At 64.7% G+C, this 18,613-nt stretch carries 19 protein-coding genes; 17 read left to right on the top strand and 2 right to left on the bottom strand.

Annotated elements, in window-relative coordinates:
- Positions 1-24: 24 nt before the first annotated feature.
- The 5 genes from ACQKRQ_RS12905 to ACQKRQ_RS12925 all read left to right on the top strand — a co-directional run bounded on the left by ACQKRQ_RS12905 (position 25) and on the right by ACQKRQ_RS12925 (position 4,678).
- Complete coding sequence (locus tag ACQKRQ_RS12905) at positions 25-546, top strand: (2Fe-2S)-binding protein (RefSeq protein ID WP_427478312.1); 522 nt, start codon at positions 25-27, stop codon at positions 544-546.
- Positions 539-2,116, top strand: coding sequence for an AMP-binding protein (locus tag ACQKRQ_RS12910; protein WP_427477325.1), 1,578 nt, complete (start codon positions 539-541; stop codon positions 2,114-2,116). The genes ACQKRQ_RS12905 and ACQKRQ_RS12910 overlap by 8 nt, the downstream gene beginning before the upstream one ends.
- Positions 2,117-2,120: 4 nt before the next feature.
- Positions 2,121-2,927, top strand: a complete 807-nt coding sequence (locus tag ACQKRQ_RS12915; RefSeq protein ID WP_427477327.1) for an enoyl-CoA hydratase/isomerase family protein — start codon at positions 2,121-2,123, stop codon at positions 2,925-2,927.
- A gap of 102 nt (positions 2,928-3,029) precedes the next feature.
- A complete protein-coding gene (locus tag ACQKRQ_RS12920; RefSeq protein ID WP_427477329.1) occupies positions 3,030-3,218 on the top strand; it encodes a hypothetical protein in 189 nt (62 codons plus the stop codon).
- Between the two features lie 83 nt (positions 3,219-3,301).
- Positions 3,302-4,678, top strand: coding sequence for an MFS transporter (locus ACQKRQ_RS12925; protein ID WP_427477331.1), 1,377 nt, complete (start codon positions 3,302-3,304; stop codon positions 4,676-4,678).
- A gap of 31 nt (positions 4,679-4,709) precedes the next feature.
- Here the strand turns inward: ACQKRQ_RS12925 and ACQKRQ_RS12930 are convergent, their stop codons facing one another.
- On the bottom strand, positions 4,710-5,621 hold the full coding sequence (locus tag ACQKRQ_RS12930) for a LysR family transcriptional regulator (protein WP_132374310.1): 912 nt from the start codon (positions 5,619-5,621) through the stop codon (positions 4,710-4,712).
- 223 nt (positions 5,622-5,844) lie between these two features.
- Between ACQKRQ_RS12930 and ACQKRQ_RS12935 the strand changes: the two genes are divergently transcribed.
- Complete coding sequence (locus ACQKRQ_RS12935) at positions 5,845-6,639, top strand: ProQ/FinO family protein (RefSeq protein WP_427477333.1); 795 nt, start codon at positions 5,845-5,847, stop codon at positions 6,637-6,639.
- Between the two features lie 162 nt (positions 6,640-6,801).
- Here ACQKRQ_RS12935 and ACQKRQ_RS12940 read toward each other — a convergent pair whose 3' ends face one another.
- Complete coding sequence (locus ACQKRQ_RS12940; protein ID WP_132374312.1) at positions 6,802-8,154, bottom strand: TAXI family TRAP transporter solute-binding subunit; 1,353 nt, start codon at positions 8,152-8,154, stop codon at positions 6,802-6,804.
- A 264-nt stretch (positions 8,155-8,418) separates the two neighbouring features.
- Here ACQKRQ_RS12940 and ACQKRQ_RS12945 point away from each other — a divergent pair, with 264 nt between their 5' ends.
- The 11 genes from ACQKRQ_RS12945 to ACQKRQ_RS12995 all read left to right on the top strand — a co-directional run bounded on the left by ACQKRQ_RS12945 (position 8,419) and on the right by ACQKRQ_RS12995 (position 18,592).
- Positions 8,419-8,871, top strand: coding sequence for a DUF2946 domain-containing protein (locus tag ACQKRQ_RS12945; RefSeq protein ID WP_408311013.1), 453 nt, complete (start codon positions 8,419-8,421; stop codon positions 8,869-8,871).
- A gap of 106 nt (positions 8,872-8,977) precedes the next feature.
- Positions 8,978-9,874: a hypothetical protein gene (locus tag ACQKRQ_RS12950; RefSeq protein WP_408282019.1), complete on the top strand. Its 897-nt coding sequence runs from the start codon at positions 8,978-8,980 to the stop codon at positions 9,872-9,874.
- A gap of 15 nt (positions 9,875-9,889) precedes the next feature.
- Positions 9,890-10,282 (top strand): copper resistance CopC family protein, encoded by a 393-nt coding sequence (locus ACQKRQ_RS12955; protein WP_427478314.1) that lies wholly within the window; start codon positions 9,890-9,892, stop codon positions 10,280-10,282.
- 135 nt (positions 10,283-10,417) lie between these two features.
- Complete coding sequence (locus tag ACQKRQ_RS12960) at positions 10,418-11,473, top strand: HoxN/HupN/NixA family nickel/cobalt transporter (RefSeq protein WP_427477336.1); 1,056 nt, start codon at positions 10,418-10,420, stop codon at positions 11,471-11,473.
- 337 nt (positions 11,474-11,810) lie between these two features.
- The gene (locus ACQKRQ_RS12965; protein WP_132374316.1) at positions 11,811-12,869 is read left to right on the top strand and encodes a hydrogenase expression protein HypE; all 1,059 of its coding nucleotides are present in this window, start codon (positions 11,811-11,813) and stop codon (positions 12,867-12,869) included.
- A 53-nt stretch (positions 12,870-12,922) separates the two neighbouring features.
- Entirely contained in the window at positions 12,923-14,737 is a 1,815-nt protein-coding gene (locus ACQKRQ_RS12970) for a nickel-dependent hydrogenase large subunit (protein ID WP_408176541.1), read from the top strand.
- Positions 14,734-15,348, top strand: a complete 615-nt coding sequence (locus ACQKRQ_RS12975; protein WP_427477338.1) for a NifU family protein — start codon at positions 14,734-14,736, stop codon at positions 15,346-15,348. The genes ACQKRQ_RS12970 and ACQKRQ_RS12975 overlap by 4 nt, the downstream gene beginning before the upstream one ends.
- A complete protein-coding gene (locus ACQKRQ_RS12980) occupies positions 15,345-15,983 on the top strand; it encodes a DUF5947 family protein (RefSeq protein WP_427477340.1) in 639 nt (212 codons plus the stop codon). Before ACQKRQ_RS12975 ends, ACQKRQ_RS12980 begins: the two co-directional genes overlap by 4 nt.
- Positions 15,976-16,635, top strand: coding sequence for a DUF6084 family protein (locus ACQKRQ_RS12985; RefSeq protein WP_132374319.1), 660 nt, complete (start codon positions 15,976-15,978; stop codon positions 16,633-16,635). The genes ACQKRQ_RS12980 and ACQKRQ_RS12985 overlap by 8 nt, the downstream gene beginning before the upstream one ends.
- A complete protein-coding gene (locus tag ACQKRQ_RS12990; protein ID WP_427477342.1) occupies positions 16,632-18,044 on the top strand; it encodes a hypothetical protein in 1,413 nt (470 codons plus the stop codon). Before ACQKRQ_RS12985 ends, ACQKRQ_RS12990 begins: the two co-directional genes overlap by 4 nt.
- Positions 18,041-18,592: a hydrogenase maturation protease gene (locus ACQKRQ_RS12995; RefSeq protein ID WP_132374321.1), complete on the top strand. Its 552-nt coding sequence runs from the start codon at positions 18,041-18,043 to the stop codon at positions 18,590-18,592. Before ACQKRQ_RS12990 ends, ACQKRQ_RS12995 begins: the two co-directional genes overlap by 4 nt.
- Positions 18,593-18,613 lie beyond the last annotated feature (21 nt).

Raw genomic sequence — 18,613 nt, forward strand, 5'->3', positions numbered from 1 at the left:
TCGAACGGCAACGTCGTGCACGTGATGCGGCAGGGCGAACGGCAGTGCGTCACGCTGACGCTCAATGGCCGTGAACGCAGCGGCTATTGCGAGCCGCGCGAACTGCTATCGGATTTCATCCGTCACGAACTGGGCGCGACCGGCACGCACGTCGGCTGCGAGCACGGCGTGTGCGGCGCGTGCACGGTGCACGTCGACGGCGTGGCGGGACGCTCGTGCCTGATGCTGGCGGTGCAGGCGGAGGGACGCCGCATCGACACCGTGGAGGGACTCGCGTCCGACATGAAACTCGGAGACTTGCAGCAGGCGTTCCAGCGTCACCACGCGTTGCAGTGCGGCTTCTGCACCGCCGGAATTCTGATGTCGTGCGCGGACTATCTGCAGCGCGTGCCCGATCCGAGCGAAGCGCAGGTGCGCGACATGCTCTCGGGCCATCTGTGCCGCTGTACGGGCTATACGCCGATCGTCGCCGCGGTGCTCGACGTGGCTTCGCGGCGCCGGCAAGGCAAGACGGCTGGCGAGACCGTGGAGGCCGCTCATGCTTGACCTCGGCCGAACCTTTCTGCAGAGCGTGGAACGCAGCCCCGACGCACTCGCGCTCGTCGACGGTGAGTTGACGCTGACGTATGCGCAGTGGCATCGACTGATCATGAAGGTGGCCGAAGGTCTGCGCGGCCTGGGCCTCGCGCATGGCGACCGCTTGCTGGTGGTGCTGCAAAACCGCTGGGAAATGGCGACCTTGCATTGGGCCTGCCAGTTCACGGGCGTGGTGATCGTGCCGCTGAACTGGCGTGCGAAACCCGATGAACTCGAATACTGCGTGACCGATGCCGGTGTGAAGGCTATCGTGTACGAGCCGGTTTGCGCCGATGCCGTCGCGCAGAGTCCCGCAGCGCAACGTCTGCCGCGTATCGGTCTCGACGACGCGCAGGGCCGCACTGCGAGCTTCGAAACTCTGATGGCGCACAGCACGCCGGATGCGCTGAACGCCGGACACACCTGCGCGAATGCCGACGACTACTCGCTGATTCTCTACACCTCGGGCACCACCGGCAAGGCGAAGGGCGTGCCGCGCCGTCATCGTCATGAACGCGCCGCCGCGCTCGCGCATGTCGCGCAGAATCTGTATGGCCACGGCGAGCGCACGCTCGGCGTGATGCCGCTTTATCACACGATGGGCGTGCGCTCGCTGCTCTCGATGGCACTCGTGGACGGCCTGTTCGTCTGCGTGCGCCGCTGGAATGCGCGCTTCGCACTCGATGCGATTGCGCAGCACAAGCTCACGTGTCTCTATCTGGTGCCGACGCTGTATCACGATCTGCTGGCCGATCCGGCTTTCGCGTCGATTGATACGTCGACGGTGAAGAAGCTCGGTTTTGCCGGCGCGCCGATGAACGACGGTTTGCTCAAGCGCCTCTCGGCGGCGTTCGAACCGGAACTGTTCGTCAATCACTACGGCTCGTCCGAGGTCTACACCTTCAGCATCGATCAGGACGCCACGCGCAAGCCGGGCAGTGCGGGGCGCGCGGGCATCAACACGCGCTTGCGCGTCGTCAGGCTCGACGCCCACACGCCCGAAGACCTCGCGCAAGTGGGCGAGGAAGGCCAGATCATCGCCGACCTGCTCGGCGACGAAGCCTTCGAAGGGTACTGGAACCGTCCCGATGCGAACGCCAAATCATTGCGCGACGGCTGGTATTTCACGGGCGACACCGGTTTCTTCGACGCGCAAGGCGACCTGTACGTGTCGGGCCGCGTCGACGACATGATCATCAGCGGCGGCGAGAACATTTCGCCGGTCGATATCGAGTCGGTGCTGTCGCTGCATCCCGCGGTCGACGAGGTCGCGGTGGCCGGCGTGAAGGACGAGCGCTGGGGCCAGCGCGTGGTCGCCTTCGTCAAGCGCCGCGATTACGTCGACGCCGACACGCTCGACGCGCACTGCCGCACCTCCGATCTCGTCAACTTCAAGCGTCCGCGCGAATACGTGTTCGTCGACGACATACCGAAGTCGCCGGTCGGCAAGATCCTGCGCCGCAAGCTGTCCGCGGGCGAGTACCACCGCGACACGCGCGGCGAATCCATTGCACCTCACACGGAAACCACCAAGGAGTAACCTCATGACCGACCTGACCCACCGCGGCCAGACGCTGCTTCAGGATCTCGACGGCTTCTCGATCGAGATCGACGCCGAACGCGAACGCGCGGACATCATCCTGCATCGCCCGCCGTTCAACGTGATTTCGATGCACGCGCGGGATCAAATGCGCGCCGCCTTCGAGGCGCTCGACGAAGATCCGCGCGTGCGCGTGATCGTGGTGCGCGCCAAGGGCGAGCACTTTTCGAGCGGCGGCGACATCAAGGGCTTTCTCGAAGCATCGCCGGAAACCGTGTCGAAGCTTGCCTGGAATATCGCCGCGCCCGCGCGCTGCTCGAAGCCGGTGATCGCCGCCAATCGCGGCTTCTGTTTCGGCGTGGGCTTCGAACTGTCGCTCGCGTGCGACTTCCGCATTGCCACCGACACCACTTTTTACGCGCTGCCGGAACAGAAGCTCGGCCAGATTCCGGGGTCGGGCGGCTCGGCCCGTTTGCAGCAGATGGTCGGCATCGGCCGCACCAAGGACATCGTGATGCGCTCGCGCCGCATTCCGGGCAAGCAGGCCTACGAGTGGGGCATCGCGGTCGAGTGCGTGGCCGACTCGGAACTCGAAGCCACGACCGATGCGCTGGTGGACGAGCTGCGCGCGTTCTCGCCGCTCGCGCAACGCACCGCGAAGAAGCTGCTTAACGACACCGAGGACGCGCCGCTGTCGATCGCGATCGAACTCGAAGGGCACTGCTATAGCCGTCTGCGTACTTCCGACGATTTCCGCGAAGGCGTCGAGGCATTTCACGGCAAACGCAAGCCGGTGTTTCGCGGCAGTTAATGCGACCGCCGCACGACGGCGAATGGGAAGACAGCGGCCAGGTTGCATGGGACCGGAGTAAGCGCTAAAGCGCTAACTCCGGTCGACAAAGGAGACAGGGGGATGGAGCGTTTCTTCACGCGGGGTCAATGCATGTCCGCGCTGCTGGTCGAGTCGGGCGCGCTCGAAGACTTCATTGTCCCGACTATCACGATGGCCGAAAAAATCGCCGACGCGATGCTCGCGCGGCGCGAGGCAAACGCAGCATCGAAACGGCGCCGCTCACCGCGGCCTCGCCATAAGGTTTCTTAACACCACCAAGAGCGCGCGCAAGAGAGCGTGCCTACAAACGCGGACGATCGAGAGACGGCCCGCTGATAGTCAAGGAGATGACGATGTCCGTAGCAGCGCAAAATGGCGCCGCCTTGCCCGCGGTAGACCAGCGGCAAGTGATGGGTGCGGTAATGGCCTCGTGCCTCGGCTGGGCACTGGATCTGTTCGATCTGTTCGTGTTGCTGTTCGTCGCGCCGGTGGTGGGGCGGCTGTTCTTCCCGTCCGAACACGCGATGCTCTCGCTCGCCGCGGTTTATGCGTCCTTTGCCGTGACGCTGCTGATGCGCCCGCTCGGCTCGGCATGGTTCGGCTCCTATGCGGATCGCCACGGACGCAAGGGCGCGATGATCATCGCGGTGGTCGGCGTCGGTCTTTCCACGGCCGCGTTCGGCGTGCTACCGACCGTCGTGCAGGTGGGCCTCGTCGCGCCGATCCTGTTCCTCGTGTTGCGCCTCGTGCAGGGCGTGTTCGTGGGCGGCGTGGTGGCATCGACGCATACCATCGGCACGGAATCGGTCGCGCCGAAATATCGCGGCGCGGTGTCGGGGTTGATCGGCGGCGGCGGAGCAGGCCTCGGCGCGTTGCTCGCATCGCTCACGTATCTGGCGATGTCGGCGCTGTTCCCCGGCCCATCGTTCGATGTGTGGGGCTGGCGCTGCATGTTCTTCACCGGCATCATCAGTTCGGTGCTCGGGCTGTTCGTTTTCAGCAGCCTCGAAGAGTCGCCGCTGTGGAAGAAGCTCGCCGTCGAGAAGGCCGCCAAGGCCGCGGCGCAGAAGCTCGACACGCCCGTCGAAATCGTGCGCTCGCCGGTGCGCACGCTGTTTTCCCGCGACTATCGCTCGATTCTGTTCGTCAACCTGCTGCTGACCATCGGCGGCGGCAGCGGCTATTACCTGACCTCGGGCTATCTGCCGACCTTTCTCAAGGTGGTGAGCCACGCGCCGAACGGCGCCGCGGCGGCGATCCTGCTGATCTGCAGTGTGGCGGTGGTGATCGCGTCGGTGGCGGCGGGGCATCTGAGCACGTTCATCGGGCGCAAGAGCGCTTTCATCTGGCTCGGCCTGATTCGCCTGTTCGCGTTGCCCGCGCTGTTCCTGCTGCTGCCCACGGCGCAAAGCATCACGATGATCGGCGTGTACGCGGTGATTCTCAGCGCGCTCGGCAGCGCCGGCTACGCGCCGGTCCTGATCTTCCTGAACGAACGGTTTCCGACGGCGATTCGCGCGACCGGCACGGGGCTTTCCTGGAACATCGGCTTTGCGATCGGCGGGATAATGCCGACCGCCGTCTCGCTGGTGGCGAAAGACGCGAGCGAGTTGCCGATGACGCTGGCGATCTTCGTCGGGGCGATCAGCGTGATTTTCCTGATCGGCGCGTTCGTCGTGCCGGAAACACGTGGGAGGCTCGAGGAGGGGGCGGTGCGCGAGGCGGTTTAGGTCGCGGTTGGGCGGGTGGCCTGGCGACGTTTCAGCCGGCCGGGACACCAGTAGTCACACGCCGGATCTCCTCGCCGATGATATCGATCAGCGCATGCGCCGCCGGCCCGATCGGCCGCTTCGGATGGCTCACGCGGATGATGTGCCGCACGATCGGCGGCGACGCGATGGCGCGCGCGCACAGCACGCCTTCGTCGACCTTGCGCTGAACCACCACGCGCGGCAGGATCGTCGCGACGCCGCTCTGTTCGACGAACTGCACGATGGTGTTGAGCAGGTCGATCTCGAACTTCGGCTTGATGACCACGTCGGCGGCCAGCAGCGCCGCGTCCAGCACGCCGCGCAAGCCATTGCGGCGGGTCGGCAGCACCAGTTCGATGCCGGCCAGTTTCGCGAGATCGACGGTCGGCGGCAGGTCGGGGCCGAGCGCGGCGCTCGTCACCAGCACCATTTCCTCGTCGAGCAACGGCACCACGTCGAGCGTGAGACGCCCGCGCGGTTTGTTGATGATGGCCGCATCCAGCCGGCCGGCTTCGACCGCGTCGATCAACTGCGCGCTGAAGCCGTCGGCAACCGACACTTCGACCTGCGGGAACATCGCGTTGAATCTGGCGAGCGACTCCGGCAGCACGCTTTCCGCCTCCGACGACACCATGCCGAGCGACACCCGCCCCGTGACGATCGCATCCTGCCGGCTCAACTGGTCGCGCGCCCGTTCGATGTCGCGCATGATCGGCGTGTACAGGCGATACATCTGGCGCGCCGCGTCGGTCGGCGTCATGCCGTGCGGCCCGCGTTCGAAGAGTTTCTGGCGCAATTCGGTTTCGAGCTTCGAAATCTGCATGCTGAGCGCGGGTTGGACGATATTGAGCCGTTTCGCCGCGCGCGTGACGGAGCCGTCTTCGAAAAGTGCGATGAAGTACTGGATTTGCTTGAGGTCCATGAAGCGCGGGAGCGGGGCCGGGAAGGGAAAAAAGGGGGCGGAAACGGGGCCGGAAGGGGGCGGGAAAGGCCGCAAACATCGAGCTTGACCGTGCCGCGCCGAGCCTACAGGGTAACACTCGCGCAACCCCGCACGGAGCCCCGCGCGGCGCGGCTCGCGGCGTCGTCACGAGCGTGTTTCCTTACGCTGCTACAATCTCGTCTTTCTCGATTGATTGTGCGCTATGGGTTTCGAACAACTCGCTGAACTGAAGAAGCAATTGGCCGCGGCTCGCCGCGAGGCTGCGCCTGCCGCGAAGTCCGGCGCCAAGCCTGCTTCGAAGGACGCTTCCAAGCCCGCTAAGGACGCTTCCAAGCCTGCTGCCAAGGACGCGTCCAAGCCGGGCGCGAGGCCTGCCCGCAAGCCCGCGCCGCCGCGCCGTGCCGCGCCCGCAGCCGCGTCCGACGCCAAACCGGCGGTGGACGCGAAGCCCGTGGATCCGGTGGTGAAATCGATCGGGCGGCTGCAGAAGCGCTTCCCCATTGCCTTTCCGAAGAATCCGGCGCCCAAGCTGCCGCTCAAGGTCGGTATTTTCGAAGACCTCGTGGTGCACGCCAAGGACCTGTCGTTGAGCGAAGCGGAATTGCGCGACGCGATCAAGACGTGGTGCCGTGGCAGCCGCTACTGGAAATGTCTCGTGGAAGGCGCGGCTCGCGTCGATCTGACGGGCGCCGAGGCGGGCAAGGTCACGGCGCAGGAAGCCGCGGGCGCGCAGCGTCTGCAGGCGCATCGCGCAGCCAGGGGTGCGCAGAAGGCGGCAGCCGGTGCGGCGAGCGCGAATGCGAATGCGGCCGGCGAGACGGCCACGCAAGCGACGGCTGAAGTAGCCACGCAAGCATCCGCCGAGACAGCCGCGGAGCCGAACGCTGAAGCGGCCACGCAAGCGCCCGCTGAAGCAACCACGCAGGCCACTGCCGAAGCAGCGAATGCGCCGGCCGAGGCCGCCACGGCTTCGCAGGACGGCGAAGCGAAGGCGTAAGGCGTAGGCCGGCTCGACGAGCCGGCCGGCTGATCGGTGACACCGCACACGAAAATGTGCAGGACACCGGGCACGAAACCGCGCCCGAAGTCTCCCACGCAGTTTCCGGCCGAACCGCCCAACTCACCCGTCACCCGAAAAGCGCAAAACCCGCCACCCCGCCTAGGGGTGGCTGCCTAGCCGCGACGCAGCCCCCAGCCGGCTGCGCACGAAGCCGACGTGTTCGCGCAGCACATAGAACGCGTCTGCGTAAGCGAGCGGCATGCGCAGCCGATTCAACGAATCCTCGATCTGATCCAGTTCCGCGAAGAGCCGCGCGCGCTCCTCGTCGGTCGAATCGGCGAGCGCACCGCGTTCGATCGCAATCAGCGAACCATAATAGCGATAGATGCGCGAGCGCACCCGCCAGCGATAGAGCGCCGGAATCAGGCGCATGGCCGGGAACAGCAGCACGGCCATCGGCAGCAGCAGAACGAGCGTGCGGTCGCCGATGCTCGCCAGCCAGAACGGCAGCGTGCGATACAGAAAGCTTTTGCCCGTCTTGTAGTAGCGCTGCGCGTCTTCACTGATCTGATATTCGCGCGCGACGGGACTCGGAAATTCCCCCGCGCGCTGCAACAGGCCCGGCATGCCATGCACTTCCTGCGCCGCTTCGATCAGCAAATCGGAAATGGCCGGATGCAGCGTGGTACGAGCCACCAGCTCGACGGTCGGACTGATCAGATGCACCGTTTCGGGCGGAATCCTGCGCTTCAGATCCAGCACGCCGGCCGGCAGGTCGATCTGGTCCAGATAGGGAAAGAGACGCGTATACGCGTTCGCTTCGGCGAAGTTCATCACCGACACGCCGGGCACCTTGAGCAGGCGCAGCATCAGCCCGCGCGTGGCCGAGTCGCCGTTCAGGATCGCGGCGTCCACGTCACCCGCCACCAGTTGGGTGGCGGCCTGCATGCCGTCGCTCGGCACCAGCGTGGTGTCGCCGCCCGGCTCGATGCCGTTCGCATCCAGCAGTTTGAGCGCCAGCAGCCGCGTGCCGCTGCCTTCGCGGCCCACCGCGACGCGTTTGCCTTCCAGTTGCGAAAGCTGGCTCAGGCCCGTGCCGCGATAGAACACCACCACAGGAATATAGAAAACGCTGCCGAGCGACATCAGCGACGAGGTGTCGAGGCCGTCGGCGACGCCGCCTTGCACGAGCGCGACGTCGACGCGCTCTTTCGGGTCCAGCAGACGGTGCAGGTTCTGCACGGAGCCGTCGGACTCCAGCACGTTCAGCTTGATGCCGTTGCGGGCGAGAATTTTCTTGTACTGCTCGGCGGCGACGAGAAACGAGCTGTCATGCGGACCGGCGCTCAGGGTGATCGTCTTGGGCGGCGCCGGATCGACCAGCCAGACGGCCAGCGTGACCATCAGGATGATGACCCCGGCCACGACGACATAGAGCAGGGTGTGGTCGCGCCACTCGGCATGCGGCTCTTCGCCGGGAAAGTGCGGGGGACGCGGGCGCTGCGCTTTCATGGACACTCCGTGCCGAGCCGGGATGATCGCATTGTCCACCGTCCGCGATGGGTTTGGCGTCGGCAGTTTGCTCTATTGACCGGGCGGTCGCGAAGCTCTTGCCGGTTGGCGACGCGAGCCCTCCGCGCGGCACCTTCGAAGACGTGCGCTGCATGCGTGATGCATGAGTGAAATGTCCAACATAACTGCCGCGTCAGGACCGGAATGCGGTATCGACCGTGGCATAATCCGCGACAGCTTCCCTATCGTGTCGCCGGGCGCATCGTGAGTCGTTTCTATCGGAAGATCGGCAGTTGGCTGGGATTGTTCGCGATCCTGATGGCCACGCTCGCTCCGACGATCTCGCACACGCTCGCCGCACGCAGCGATGAAAGCGGCATGTCAGCCGAGCATTGCGACATGCCGTCGATGGCGTCCATGGGTTCGATGGACTCGATGGACTCGATGCAGGACGACACGCCGGACGCGACATCGGTCACGTCGAGCGCGCCGGATCCAGCAGGCGACAAACACGCCGACCACACGGCCATGTCCGACGGCGACCTCTGCGGTTATTGCAGCCTGCTCGCCCACATGCCGGCCGTGCCGAGCGTCGAGGCACTGTTCGTCGTCACCGTCCGCGCTGTGCAGCACACTGTCGCGACCCGCTTCGAGAGCGTGCGCCGCGTCGAACCGCTCACCTTCGCTCAACCCCGGGCACCTCCGTCCGCATCCTGATTCGAGTCACCACGGCGCGATGCATCGAATGCATCGCGGTTGCCGCCGCGCGTCCCTATCGACTGCGCGCGCCGGCATTGTCACGACCCATGAAACAGGATGAATCATGCTTACCCACACAACGCCCCGCAGGCAACCGCTGCGCGCGGCGGCGCTTTTCGCGGCCACCGCCGGCGCATTGTTGTGCGCCCCTTCGCTTGCCGGCGCTCACGCGATTGCGGGCAACCGCGTCTTCCCATCGACGATGGCCGTCGACGACCCCGGCGTCGGCGACGAAGCCAACCTTCAGTTCGGCCACCAACGCGTGCCGGGCGACAACGGCGACCAGAGCATCAACACCTTCGACTTCGAATACGACAAGCTGATCACACCTCGGCTCGCGGTGTCCGTCGACGGTACATATGCAATGCAGAACAATCCGCGGGCGCACGGCTTCGACAACTTCGGCGTTGGCTTGAAGTACTTGCTGTACGTCAACGACGCGCACGAATTCATGACCTCGGTCGGTGTGGATGCCGAACTCGGCGGCACGGGCAGCCGCGCGATCGCCGACAACTTCTCGACCATCTCGCCGACCATCTTTGCCGGCAAGGGCATGGGCGATCTGCCCGACTCGCTGGCGTATCTGCGACCGATCGCCATCACGGGCGAAGCGGGACCGGCGCTGACCACCGGCGCGGGACAGCCGAACGCCTTCAATTACGGCTTCACCGTGCAGTACAGCTTGCCGTATCTGCAACAGCACGTGCGCGATGTCGGTCTGCCGCAGCCGTTCGCCAACCTGATTCCGCTGGTGGAAATTCCACTATCGCGCAGCCAGGGGCAGACGACCGGCACGGTCAATCCGGGCTTTATCTGGATCAACCGTTATGGGCAGTTCGGCGTCGAGGCGCAGATCCCGATCAATCGTGCGAGCGGCTCGCATGTGGGCATTCTGGTGCAGGCGCATATTTTCTTCGACGATGTCGCGCCGACCACGATCGGCAAACCGCTGTTCCAGTAACGCAGGAGAGTGATGATGAATGGCACGATGAAACACCGACGTTTGCGCGGCACTAAAGCCGTGGCGAAACTGGCGGCGCTGTGCGCTGGCCTCGCGCTCGCGGGCGCGGCCTTCGCTCACGTGTTCCCTCAAAAGCAGGAGCCGGGAGCGGGCGTGACGGTGGCCTCGCCCGGGCAGGTGCGGGTGATTTTCGACGGGCCGCTCGAAGCGGCGTTCAGTTCGCTGACGGTGACCGACGCGAGCGGCAAGCAGGTCAACACGCAGAAGGCCTCGGTCGACGAGCATCAGCCGGCGCTCATCGCCGTGCCGCTGCCGCCGCTCGCGGCCGGTCACTACACGGTGCATTGGGTGGCCGTGGCGTCGGACGGACATCGCACGCATGGCGACTATGCGTTCAATGTGAAGTAGCCTGAAGCGGTGATGCGCTGCGTCATCCATCGAGCGATGGCGCAGCGTGTGAAAAGGTCTATTATCGAAAAGGCGCCTCGCGCGCCTGGCTGTGCAAAGCAGCCGCCTTCGCCTTCGCTCCGGGGAGAAGAACACATGACGGAGTTCGTGAAGGCGTTTCCGATAGCGGCATCCGGCCATCAGCGCCGGCGGATCGCGTGGCTCTACGCGTTGCTGCTGACCTTCAATCTCGCGGCGTGGCTTGCGGCCTTCATGGCGTTTCGCGGCTATCCGCTGCTGATGGGCTCGTGTCTACTGGCTTACTCGCTCGGTTTGCGGCACGCCGTGGACGCGGACCACATCGCCGCCATCGACAACGTCACGCGCAAGCTCATGCAGTCCGGCCAGCGTCCGCTGACGGCAGGGCTGATGTTCTCGCTCGGCCACTCCACCATCGTCGTACTCGCCACGCTCGGCATTGCCGTCACCGCGATGGCCTTGCAAACCCGGCTGAGCGGATTCAGGGAAACGGGCGCCATGATCGGCACGCTCGTGTCGACGTTTTTCCTGTTCGCCATTGCGCTGCTGAACCTCGTCGTGCTGCGCGCCGTGCTGCGTGCGTTTCGGCGCGTGCGCCGCGGCGAGCCCTACGTCGACGAAGATCTCGACATGCTGCTCGCCAATCGCGGTTTTCTCGCACGCCTCTTCCGGCCGCTGTTTCGCCTGATCACTCGAAGCTGGCACATGTATCCGCTCGGCTTTCTGTTCGGCCTCGGTTTCGACACCGCGACCGAAGTCGGCTTGCTCGGTATCTCCGCGGCGGGCGCCGCGCAAGGCATGTCGATCTGGTCGATCCTCGTGTTCCCGGTGCTGTTTACGGCGGGCATGACGCTGATCGATACCACCGACAGTATCCTCATGCTGGGCGCTTACGGCTGGGCCTTCGTGAAGCCGGTCCGCAAGCTCTACTACAACCTCACCATCACGACGATTTCGGTGCTGGTGGCGTTGCTGGTCGGCAGCATCGAAGGGCTTGGGCTGGTAGCCGACAAGCTGCATCTGAATGGCGGATTCTGGCAGGCGGTGGCGGTTCTCAACGATAACTTCGGCATGCTCGGCTATGCGATCGTCGGCGTATTCGCGGCCGCCTGGTTATTGTCCGTGGCGATCTACAAATGGCAGCGAATCGGGGAGATGGAGATCCGTTCCTGATTGGCACGCAACGGCAGATCAGTTTGGCGCAAACCCTTAAGAGCTATCGTCAGAGAATTGATCAGAGCGTGTGGATGCGGCTATCGCGGCGCGCGAAGCTTCGCGAATAAGCTCTGAAAATTGGGTTATTCCGAATCGCTGACCTATACTCGAAAAAGTTTTGCGGGCTCATTGCGGTGGGCACCATTCAAACGAAAACATGCAGCAAATCCGATCTTTTTAACCGCTCCCCACGCGGAATTTATCCCTGATCGATTGCTGGACACGTGACTGCCGTGCGGCGCTCGCCACGTATCTTTGTTTGTCCAAAAGAACGTGAACGTCGTGGAGACACATCATGGCAGAAGCAGACAACGTCCCCTATGGGCGCAAGACTCAGCACGCGCCGGCCCTCAAGGAAGTGCACATCATCTGGATCACCGCGGGCCTCGGCTGTGACGGCGATTCGGTCTCCATTACCGCCGCCACCCAGCCGAGTATCGAGGACGTGATACTCGGCGCGATTCCCGGCTTGCCGAAGGTCCATTTACACAATCCCGTGCTGGCGTATGAAAACGGCGACGAGTTTCTCAAGCCGTTTCATCAGGCCGCGCGTGGCGAGCTGGACAACTTCGTGCTGGTGATGGAAGGCTCGATACCCAATGAGCGGATCAATCGCGAGGGCTATTGGGCCGCCTTGGGCACCGACCCCGATACGGGCGACCCGATCACGATTCCGCAATGGCTCGACCGGCTTGCGCCACGCGCGCTGGCGGTGGTCGGCGCGGGAACCTGCGCGACGTATGGCGGCATTCACGCGATGCAGGGCAACCCGACCGGCTGCATGGGTCTCGCCGATTATCTCGGCTGGGACTGGAAGTCGAAAGCGGGTCTGCCGATCGTCAACGTGCCGGGATGTCCGGTGCAGCCGGACAACTTCATGGAGACGTTGCTCTATCTGCTGTATCAGCTCGCGGGCCTCGCGCCCATGATTCCCCTCGACGACGCGTTGCGGCCGAAGTGGCTGTTCACCCGCACCGTGCACGACGGTTGCGACCGGGCGGGTTCGTACGAGCAGGCGATCTTCGCGACCGAATACGGCAGCCCGAATTGCATCGTCAAGCTCGGTTGCTGGGGACCGGTCGTGCAATGCAACGTGCCCAAGCGCGGCTGGATGGCGGGCATCGGCGGCTGCCCGAACGTGGGCGGCATCTGCATCGGCTGCACGATGCCGGGCTTCCCGGACAAGTTCATGCCGTTCATGGACGAGCCGCCCGGCGCGGTGCTGTCGTCGAATCTGATCAGGAGCTATGGGCCGCTGATCCGCAGCTTGCGCAAGCTGACCAAAAACACGCTCAACGATGAGCCGAAATGGCGTCATAACCGTTCGGAACTCACCACCGGTTACCGTCGCTGAGCGGGCGGAATTCGCGTAGTCAGTGTCGTCAGCATAGTCAGCAGGAGAAGGTCATGGCCGTCAGCACCGCACCTGAAGCGACCGGCACCACCCAGGCAGCGCCGGGCAAGCTGGTCGAAATGAACTGGGATCCGATCACGCGGATCGTCGGCAGTCTGGGGATTTACACCAAGATCGATTTTGCGAACCGGCGTGTGGCGGAATGCTATAGCACCTCGTCGATCTTTCGCGGCTATAGCATTTTCATGAAGGGCAAGGACCCGCGCGACGCGCATTTCATCACGAGCCGGATCTGCGGCATCTGCGGCGACAATCACGCGACCTGCTCGGTCTACGCGCAGAACATGGCCTACGGCGTGAAGCCGCCGCCGATCGCCGAGTGGATCGTCAATCTCGGCGAAGCGGCCGAATACATGTTCGATCACAACATCTTCCAGGACAATCTGGTGGGCGTGGACTTCTGCGAGACGATGGTCAAGGAGACCAATCCGGGCGTGTGGGACAAGGCCCAGAAAACACCCGCGCCACACGCGGACAAGCACGGCTATAAAACCATTGCGGAGATCATGACCGCGCTCAATCCGTTTACCGGCGAGTTCTACCGCGAGACGCTGATGGTGAGCCGCTACACGCGCGAAATGTTCTGCCTGATGGAAGGCCGCCACGTGCATCCGTCGACGCTGTATCCGGGCGGCGTGGGCACCGTGCCGACCATTCAACTCTTCACCGACTACATCACGCGCCTGATGAAATACGTGGAGTTCATGAAGAAGGTCGTGCCGCTGCACGACGATCTGTTCGACTTCTTCTACGAGGCACTGCCGGGCTACGAAGAAGTGGGCCGGCGCCGTGTTCTACTCGGTTGCTGGGGCTCGTTCCAGGACCCGAACGTGTGCGACTACAACTACAACACCATGACGCAATGGGGCCGCGGCATGTTCGTCACCCCGGGCGTGGTGGTGGACGGCGAACTGGTCACGACCGATCTCGTCGACATCAACCTGAACATTCGCATTCTGCTCGGCAGTTCCTATTACGACGACTGGGATCACGAGGAAACCTTCGTGAAGAACGACCCGCTCGGCAACCCGGTGGACCGCAAGCATCCGTGGAATCAGACTACGCTGCCGCATCCGCAGAAGCGTAAATTCGACGGCAACTATACGTGGGTGATGTCGCCGCGCTGGCTCGACAAGCGCACGGGCGATCACCTCGCGCTCGATACCGGCGGTGGTCCGATTGCGCGCCTGTGGGCCACCGCGTTGGCGGGACTGGTGGATATCGGCTATATCAAGGCGACCGGTCACAGCGTGAAAATCTATTTGCCGAAGACCGCGCTCAAGCCCGAAGTCGAATTCGAATGGAAGATTCCGAAGTGGAGCAATGCGCTCGAACGCGATCGCGCCCGCACGTATTTTCAGGCCTATTCGGCAGCAGCAGCGCTGTATTTCGCCGAGCAGGCGCTCGCCGAATTGCATGCGGGTCGCACCCGCACGTTCAGCGATTTCACGGTGCCGGAAGAAGGCCTCGGCTGCGGCTTCCATGAAGCGGTGCGCGGCGTGCTCTCACATCACCTCGTGATTCGCGAGGGCAAGATCGCCAACTATCATCCGTATCCGCCTACGCCCTGGAACGCCAACCCACGCGATATTTACGGCACGCCCGGACCTTATGAGGACGCGGTGCAGAACACGCCGATCTTCGAGGAGAACGGCCCCGACAAGTTCAAGGGCATCGACATCATGCGCGCGGTGCGCAGCTTCGATCCATGCCTGCCGTGCGGCGTGCACATGTATGTGGGCAACGGCAAGACCATCGACACCTCGCACTCGCCGACCTTCGGCGTGATGCAGGGAGCGCATACGTGAGCGCCCAGACGAGCGACTCGCGCTCGGTCGCCGCCCAGCAACGCCGCATCGAGGAACTCATTGCGGCGCTGGAGACGCTCGACGATCCGCCGGCGCGCGAGAGCGCTCAGGAACTGCTGCAGGTGGTGCTCGATCTGCATACGAACGGGCTCGCGCGTCTGCTGGAAATCGTTTCGTCCGCCGGGGCGATGGACGACGCCATGCTTGAAACGTTCGAACGCGATGCCAGCGTATCGGCGCTGCTGCTGTTGCACGGTTTGCATCCGCAGGATCTGCCGACGCGCGTATCGCGCGCGGTGGAGAAGATGCGGCCACTGCTCGGCGTGCAAGGCATTCAGATCGAATTGCTCGACGCCGCCGAAGAAGCGGTGCGCGTGAAAGTGGCCGGGCGTCTGCAAGGCAAACACAATTCGGTCGGCGAATTGCGGCAGGAAATCGAGCTTGCGATTTTCGAAGCTGCGCCCGAGACGATGCGCGTCGACATCGCGGGTTTGCAGGACGTCAACGTGCATGAACTGCGCTTCGTGCCTAACACGCACACCGACCCGCACGCCGACGCGCGCTCCGAGCACACCGAGGTAGCCAGCCGGACCGAGGCCGGCGCGCAATGACACCCGCCGCCGCCGCGACGCGCGGCTGGGTCGCGGCCGTGCGCCATTTCGTGCGCCAAGCCGACGACGTGCATTGCGAGTTGTGCGGCGCGCCGCTGCTGGCCGACCATCCTCATCTGTTCGAAATCGCCAAACGCCAACTGTATTGCTGCTGCCGTGCCTGCGCGCTGCTGTTCGGCAATCAGCAGAACGCGCGCTATCGTCCGGTGCCGCGCGACGCGCGTTATCTCGACGGCTTTCGCATGAGCGACGCGCAGTGGGACGCGCTGGCGATTCCCATCGACATGGCTTTCTTCTTTCACGACAGTTCGGCGCAACGGATCGTCGCGCTGTATCCCGGACCGGCGGGCGGCACGCAGTCGCTGCTGGATCTGCAGGCGTGGACCGAACTCGTCGCCGACAATCCGTGGCTCGCGCAACTGGAGCCCGATGTCGAAGCGCTGCTCGTGAACCGCAGCGAGGGCGCGCGCGAGTACTACCGCGTGCCGATCGACCAATGTTATGCGCTGACCGGCGTAATTCGCGCGCGTTGGCGTGGCGTCGCGGGCGGGCGGCAGACCTGGGACGCGATCCATCGTTTCTTCGCCGCGCTGAAGACCCAGGGCCGCGTACCGGAGGGCTTGCTCCATGCCTGATCTCGGATTCACCGTCGAGTCGGCGGAAGTGGTGCCGTTTGCCGCGGCGCCGCTGCTGATGTTCAAGCTGCGTGTCGTCGATACGGCGGTGGACAATGCGCCGCAGCGCGAGATCGCCAGCATCACGCTGCAATGCCAGATTCAGATCGAAGCCGCGAAACGCCGCTACGCGCCCGCTGAGCAGTACGGTCTCGAAGACCTGTTCGGCATTCCGCCGCGTTGGGGCGATACGTTACGCACGATGCTGTGGACGCATGCGTCGGCAGTGGCGCCTCCGTTTACCGGCGAATGCACGCTCGATCTGCCCGTGCCGTGCAGCTACGATTTCAATGTGGCCGCCACCAAATATTTTCACGGACTCGAAGAGGGCGAGATTCCGCTGATGCTGCAGTTCAGCGGCACCGTGTTCTATCGCGAGGCCGACGGCGCATTGCAGGTCGCGCCGATTCCGTGGCACAAGGAGGCGGCGTACCGTCTGCCGGTGGCGCTATGGCGCGACATGATGGCTCGCTATTACCCGAGCGGCGCATGGCTGTGCCTGCATCGCGACGTGTTCGATCGCCTCTCGCGCTTCAAAACCCGTGGGGGGCTGACGAGTTGGGAGCAGGCGGTCACGAGCCTGCTCGACAGGCTCGAGGAGGACATATCGTGAACGCGGTCGAAAGCGTGGTGCAGGCGGTGCTGTACGAAGGCTACATGCTGTATCCGTACCGGCCGACTTCGGTGAAGAACCGGCAGCGCTGGACCTTCGGCGGCGTGTATCCGCGCGCCTATGCGGAGGCATCCGGCAGCGATCCGTGGGTGACGCAAAGCGAGTGTCTGCTGCGCGGCGGCGAACATACGCGCGTCGGGGTGCGGCCCGGGTTTTTGCAGGTGATCGAGCGGATGGTGCTGGACGTGTCGGAGAACGCCGCGGTGCGCCCGGAGTCGGGCGAGCCCGCGTGGCGCACGGTGTCTGGGCTCGATATCGACGAACGGCGCTATACGCCGTGGCAGGAAGCGGCTGAACGGCATCTCGCGCTGCCCGTGCTGGTGCTGGGCGAATTGCTGAACGCGCCGCGCGATATGCCGTTTTCATTCGACGCCGGCAGTGACCTCGAACCGCTGGCGGACCGGCATGGCACGCTGCGTGGCGCGTTGCGCCGCACGCGTGCGGCGCTGCAAGGCCGCGTCGAAATCAGTGCGGCGAGCGTGGCGGCGGGCGTCTATCGGCTGAAGGTGCGCATCGTCAACGAGACGCCGCTCGAGCATGCGCGCGACCTCACGCGCGACGCTGCTTCGCTATATGCGCTGGTCTCGTGCCATACCGTGCTGAGCATCGAGCGCGGCACGTGGATCTCGTCGATCGATCCGCCCGACGAGCTCGCGGCGGCGTCGGCCGCGTGCCGCAATATCGGCGTGTGGCCGGTGCTGGTCGGCGATGAACAGCGGCCCGACACCATGCTCGCCTCGCCGATCATCCTCTACGATTTTCCGCAGATCGCGCCCGAAAGCGCCGGCGATCTGTTCGACGCCACGGAGATCGACGAGATTCTCACGCTGCGCATTCTCACCATGACAGACGAAGAAAAGCGCGAAATGATCGCCACCGACGAGCGTGCTCGCGCCTTGCTCGCGCGCACCGAAGGTTTGGGCGCCGAGCAGATGCAGAAGCTGCACGGCACCTTGCGGCAGGTGCGCGCGCTCGACGCGGCGAGCGTGGGCGCGTCCATCTCCGCGGCGCAGACCGCCATGCCCGTCTCGCCGTGGGCCGAACTCGATGCGCGACCGCATCTTGCCTGCGTGCGGGTCGCGGGCGTGGAGATTCGCATCGGCGATCAGGTGCGCTTGCGCCCGCGCGGCCGCGCCGACATCTTCGATATCGCGCTGAGCGGCATGGTCGCGACGATCGAATCGATCGAACGCGATTTCGACGACCACGTGCATGTCGCCGTGACTATCGACGACGATCCGGGCAAGGACTTCGGCGTGCAGCGCATGCCGGGCCACCGGTTCTTCTTCGGGCCGGACGAGATCGAGCCGCTCGGCCATGCTGCCGGCGCCCGGCGGGGGCTCGTATGAGCGCGATTCTGGTGGCCGGCATCGGCAACGTGTTTCTCGGCGACGACGGCTTCGGCGTCGAAGTGGTGCGGCGTTTGCAGGAACAGTTGGCCGCGGGTGAGTTGCCGGCATTCGCGGCGGGTGTAAACGTCGCGGACTTCGGCATTCGCGGCGTCGATCTGTGTTACGCGCTGCTCGACGGCGTGGACAGCGCGATCCTGATCGATGCGACGCAGCGCGGCGGCGCGCCCGGCACGCTGTACGTGATCGAGCCGTCCATCGAAGAGTCGGGTGGCGCTGCGAGCGACGATCCGTACGCCGTGCCGATCCTGATGTCGCCGCATGAGATGGACCCGGCCAAGGTGCTGCAAACCGTGCGGATGCTCGGCGGCGGGTGCGAGGACATCGTCGTGCTCGGCTGCGAGCCGCAGGATTTCGGTTGCGAAGAGGGCGAAGAAGGACGGATGAGTTTGAGCCGCCCCGTGGCGGCCGCGGTGGAGCAGGCCGCCGAAGTGGTGGTGCGGCTCGTGACGGCGAGGCTGGAACAGCGCGCCGCGCGCGTGGCCTGACATGCGGGGTGCGCGAACACG

The organism is Paraburkholderia sp. NPDC080076 (assembly GCF_050281145.1).
Classification (GTDB): domain Bacteria; phylum Pseudomonadota; class Gammaproteobacteria; order Burkholderiales; family Burkholderiaceae; genus Paraburkholderia.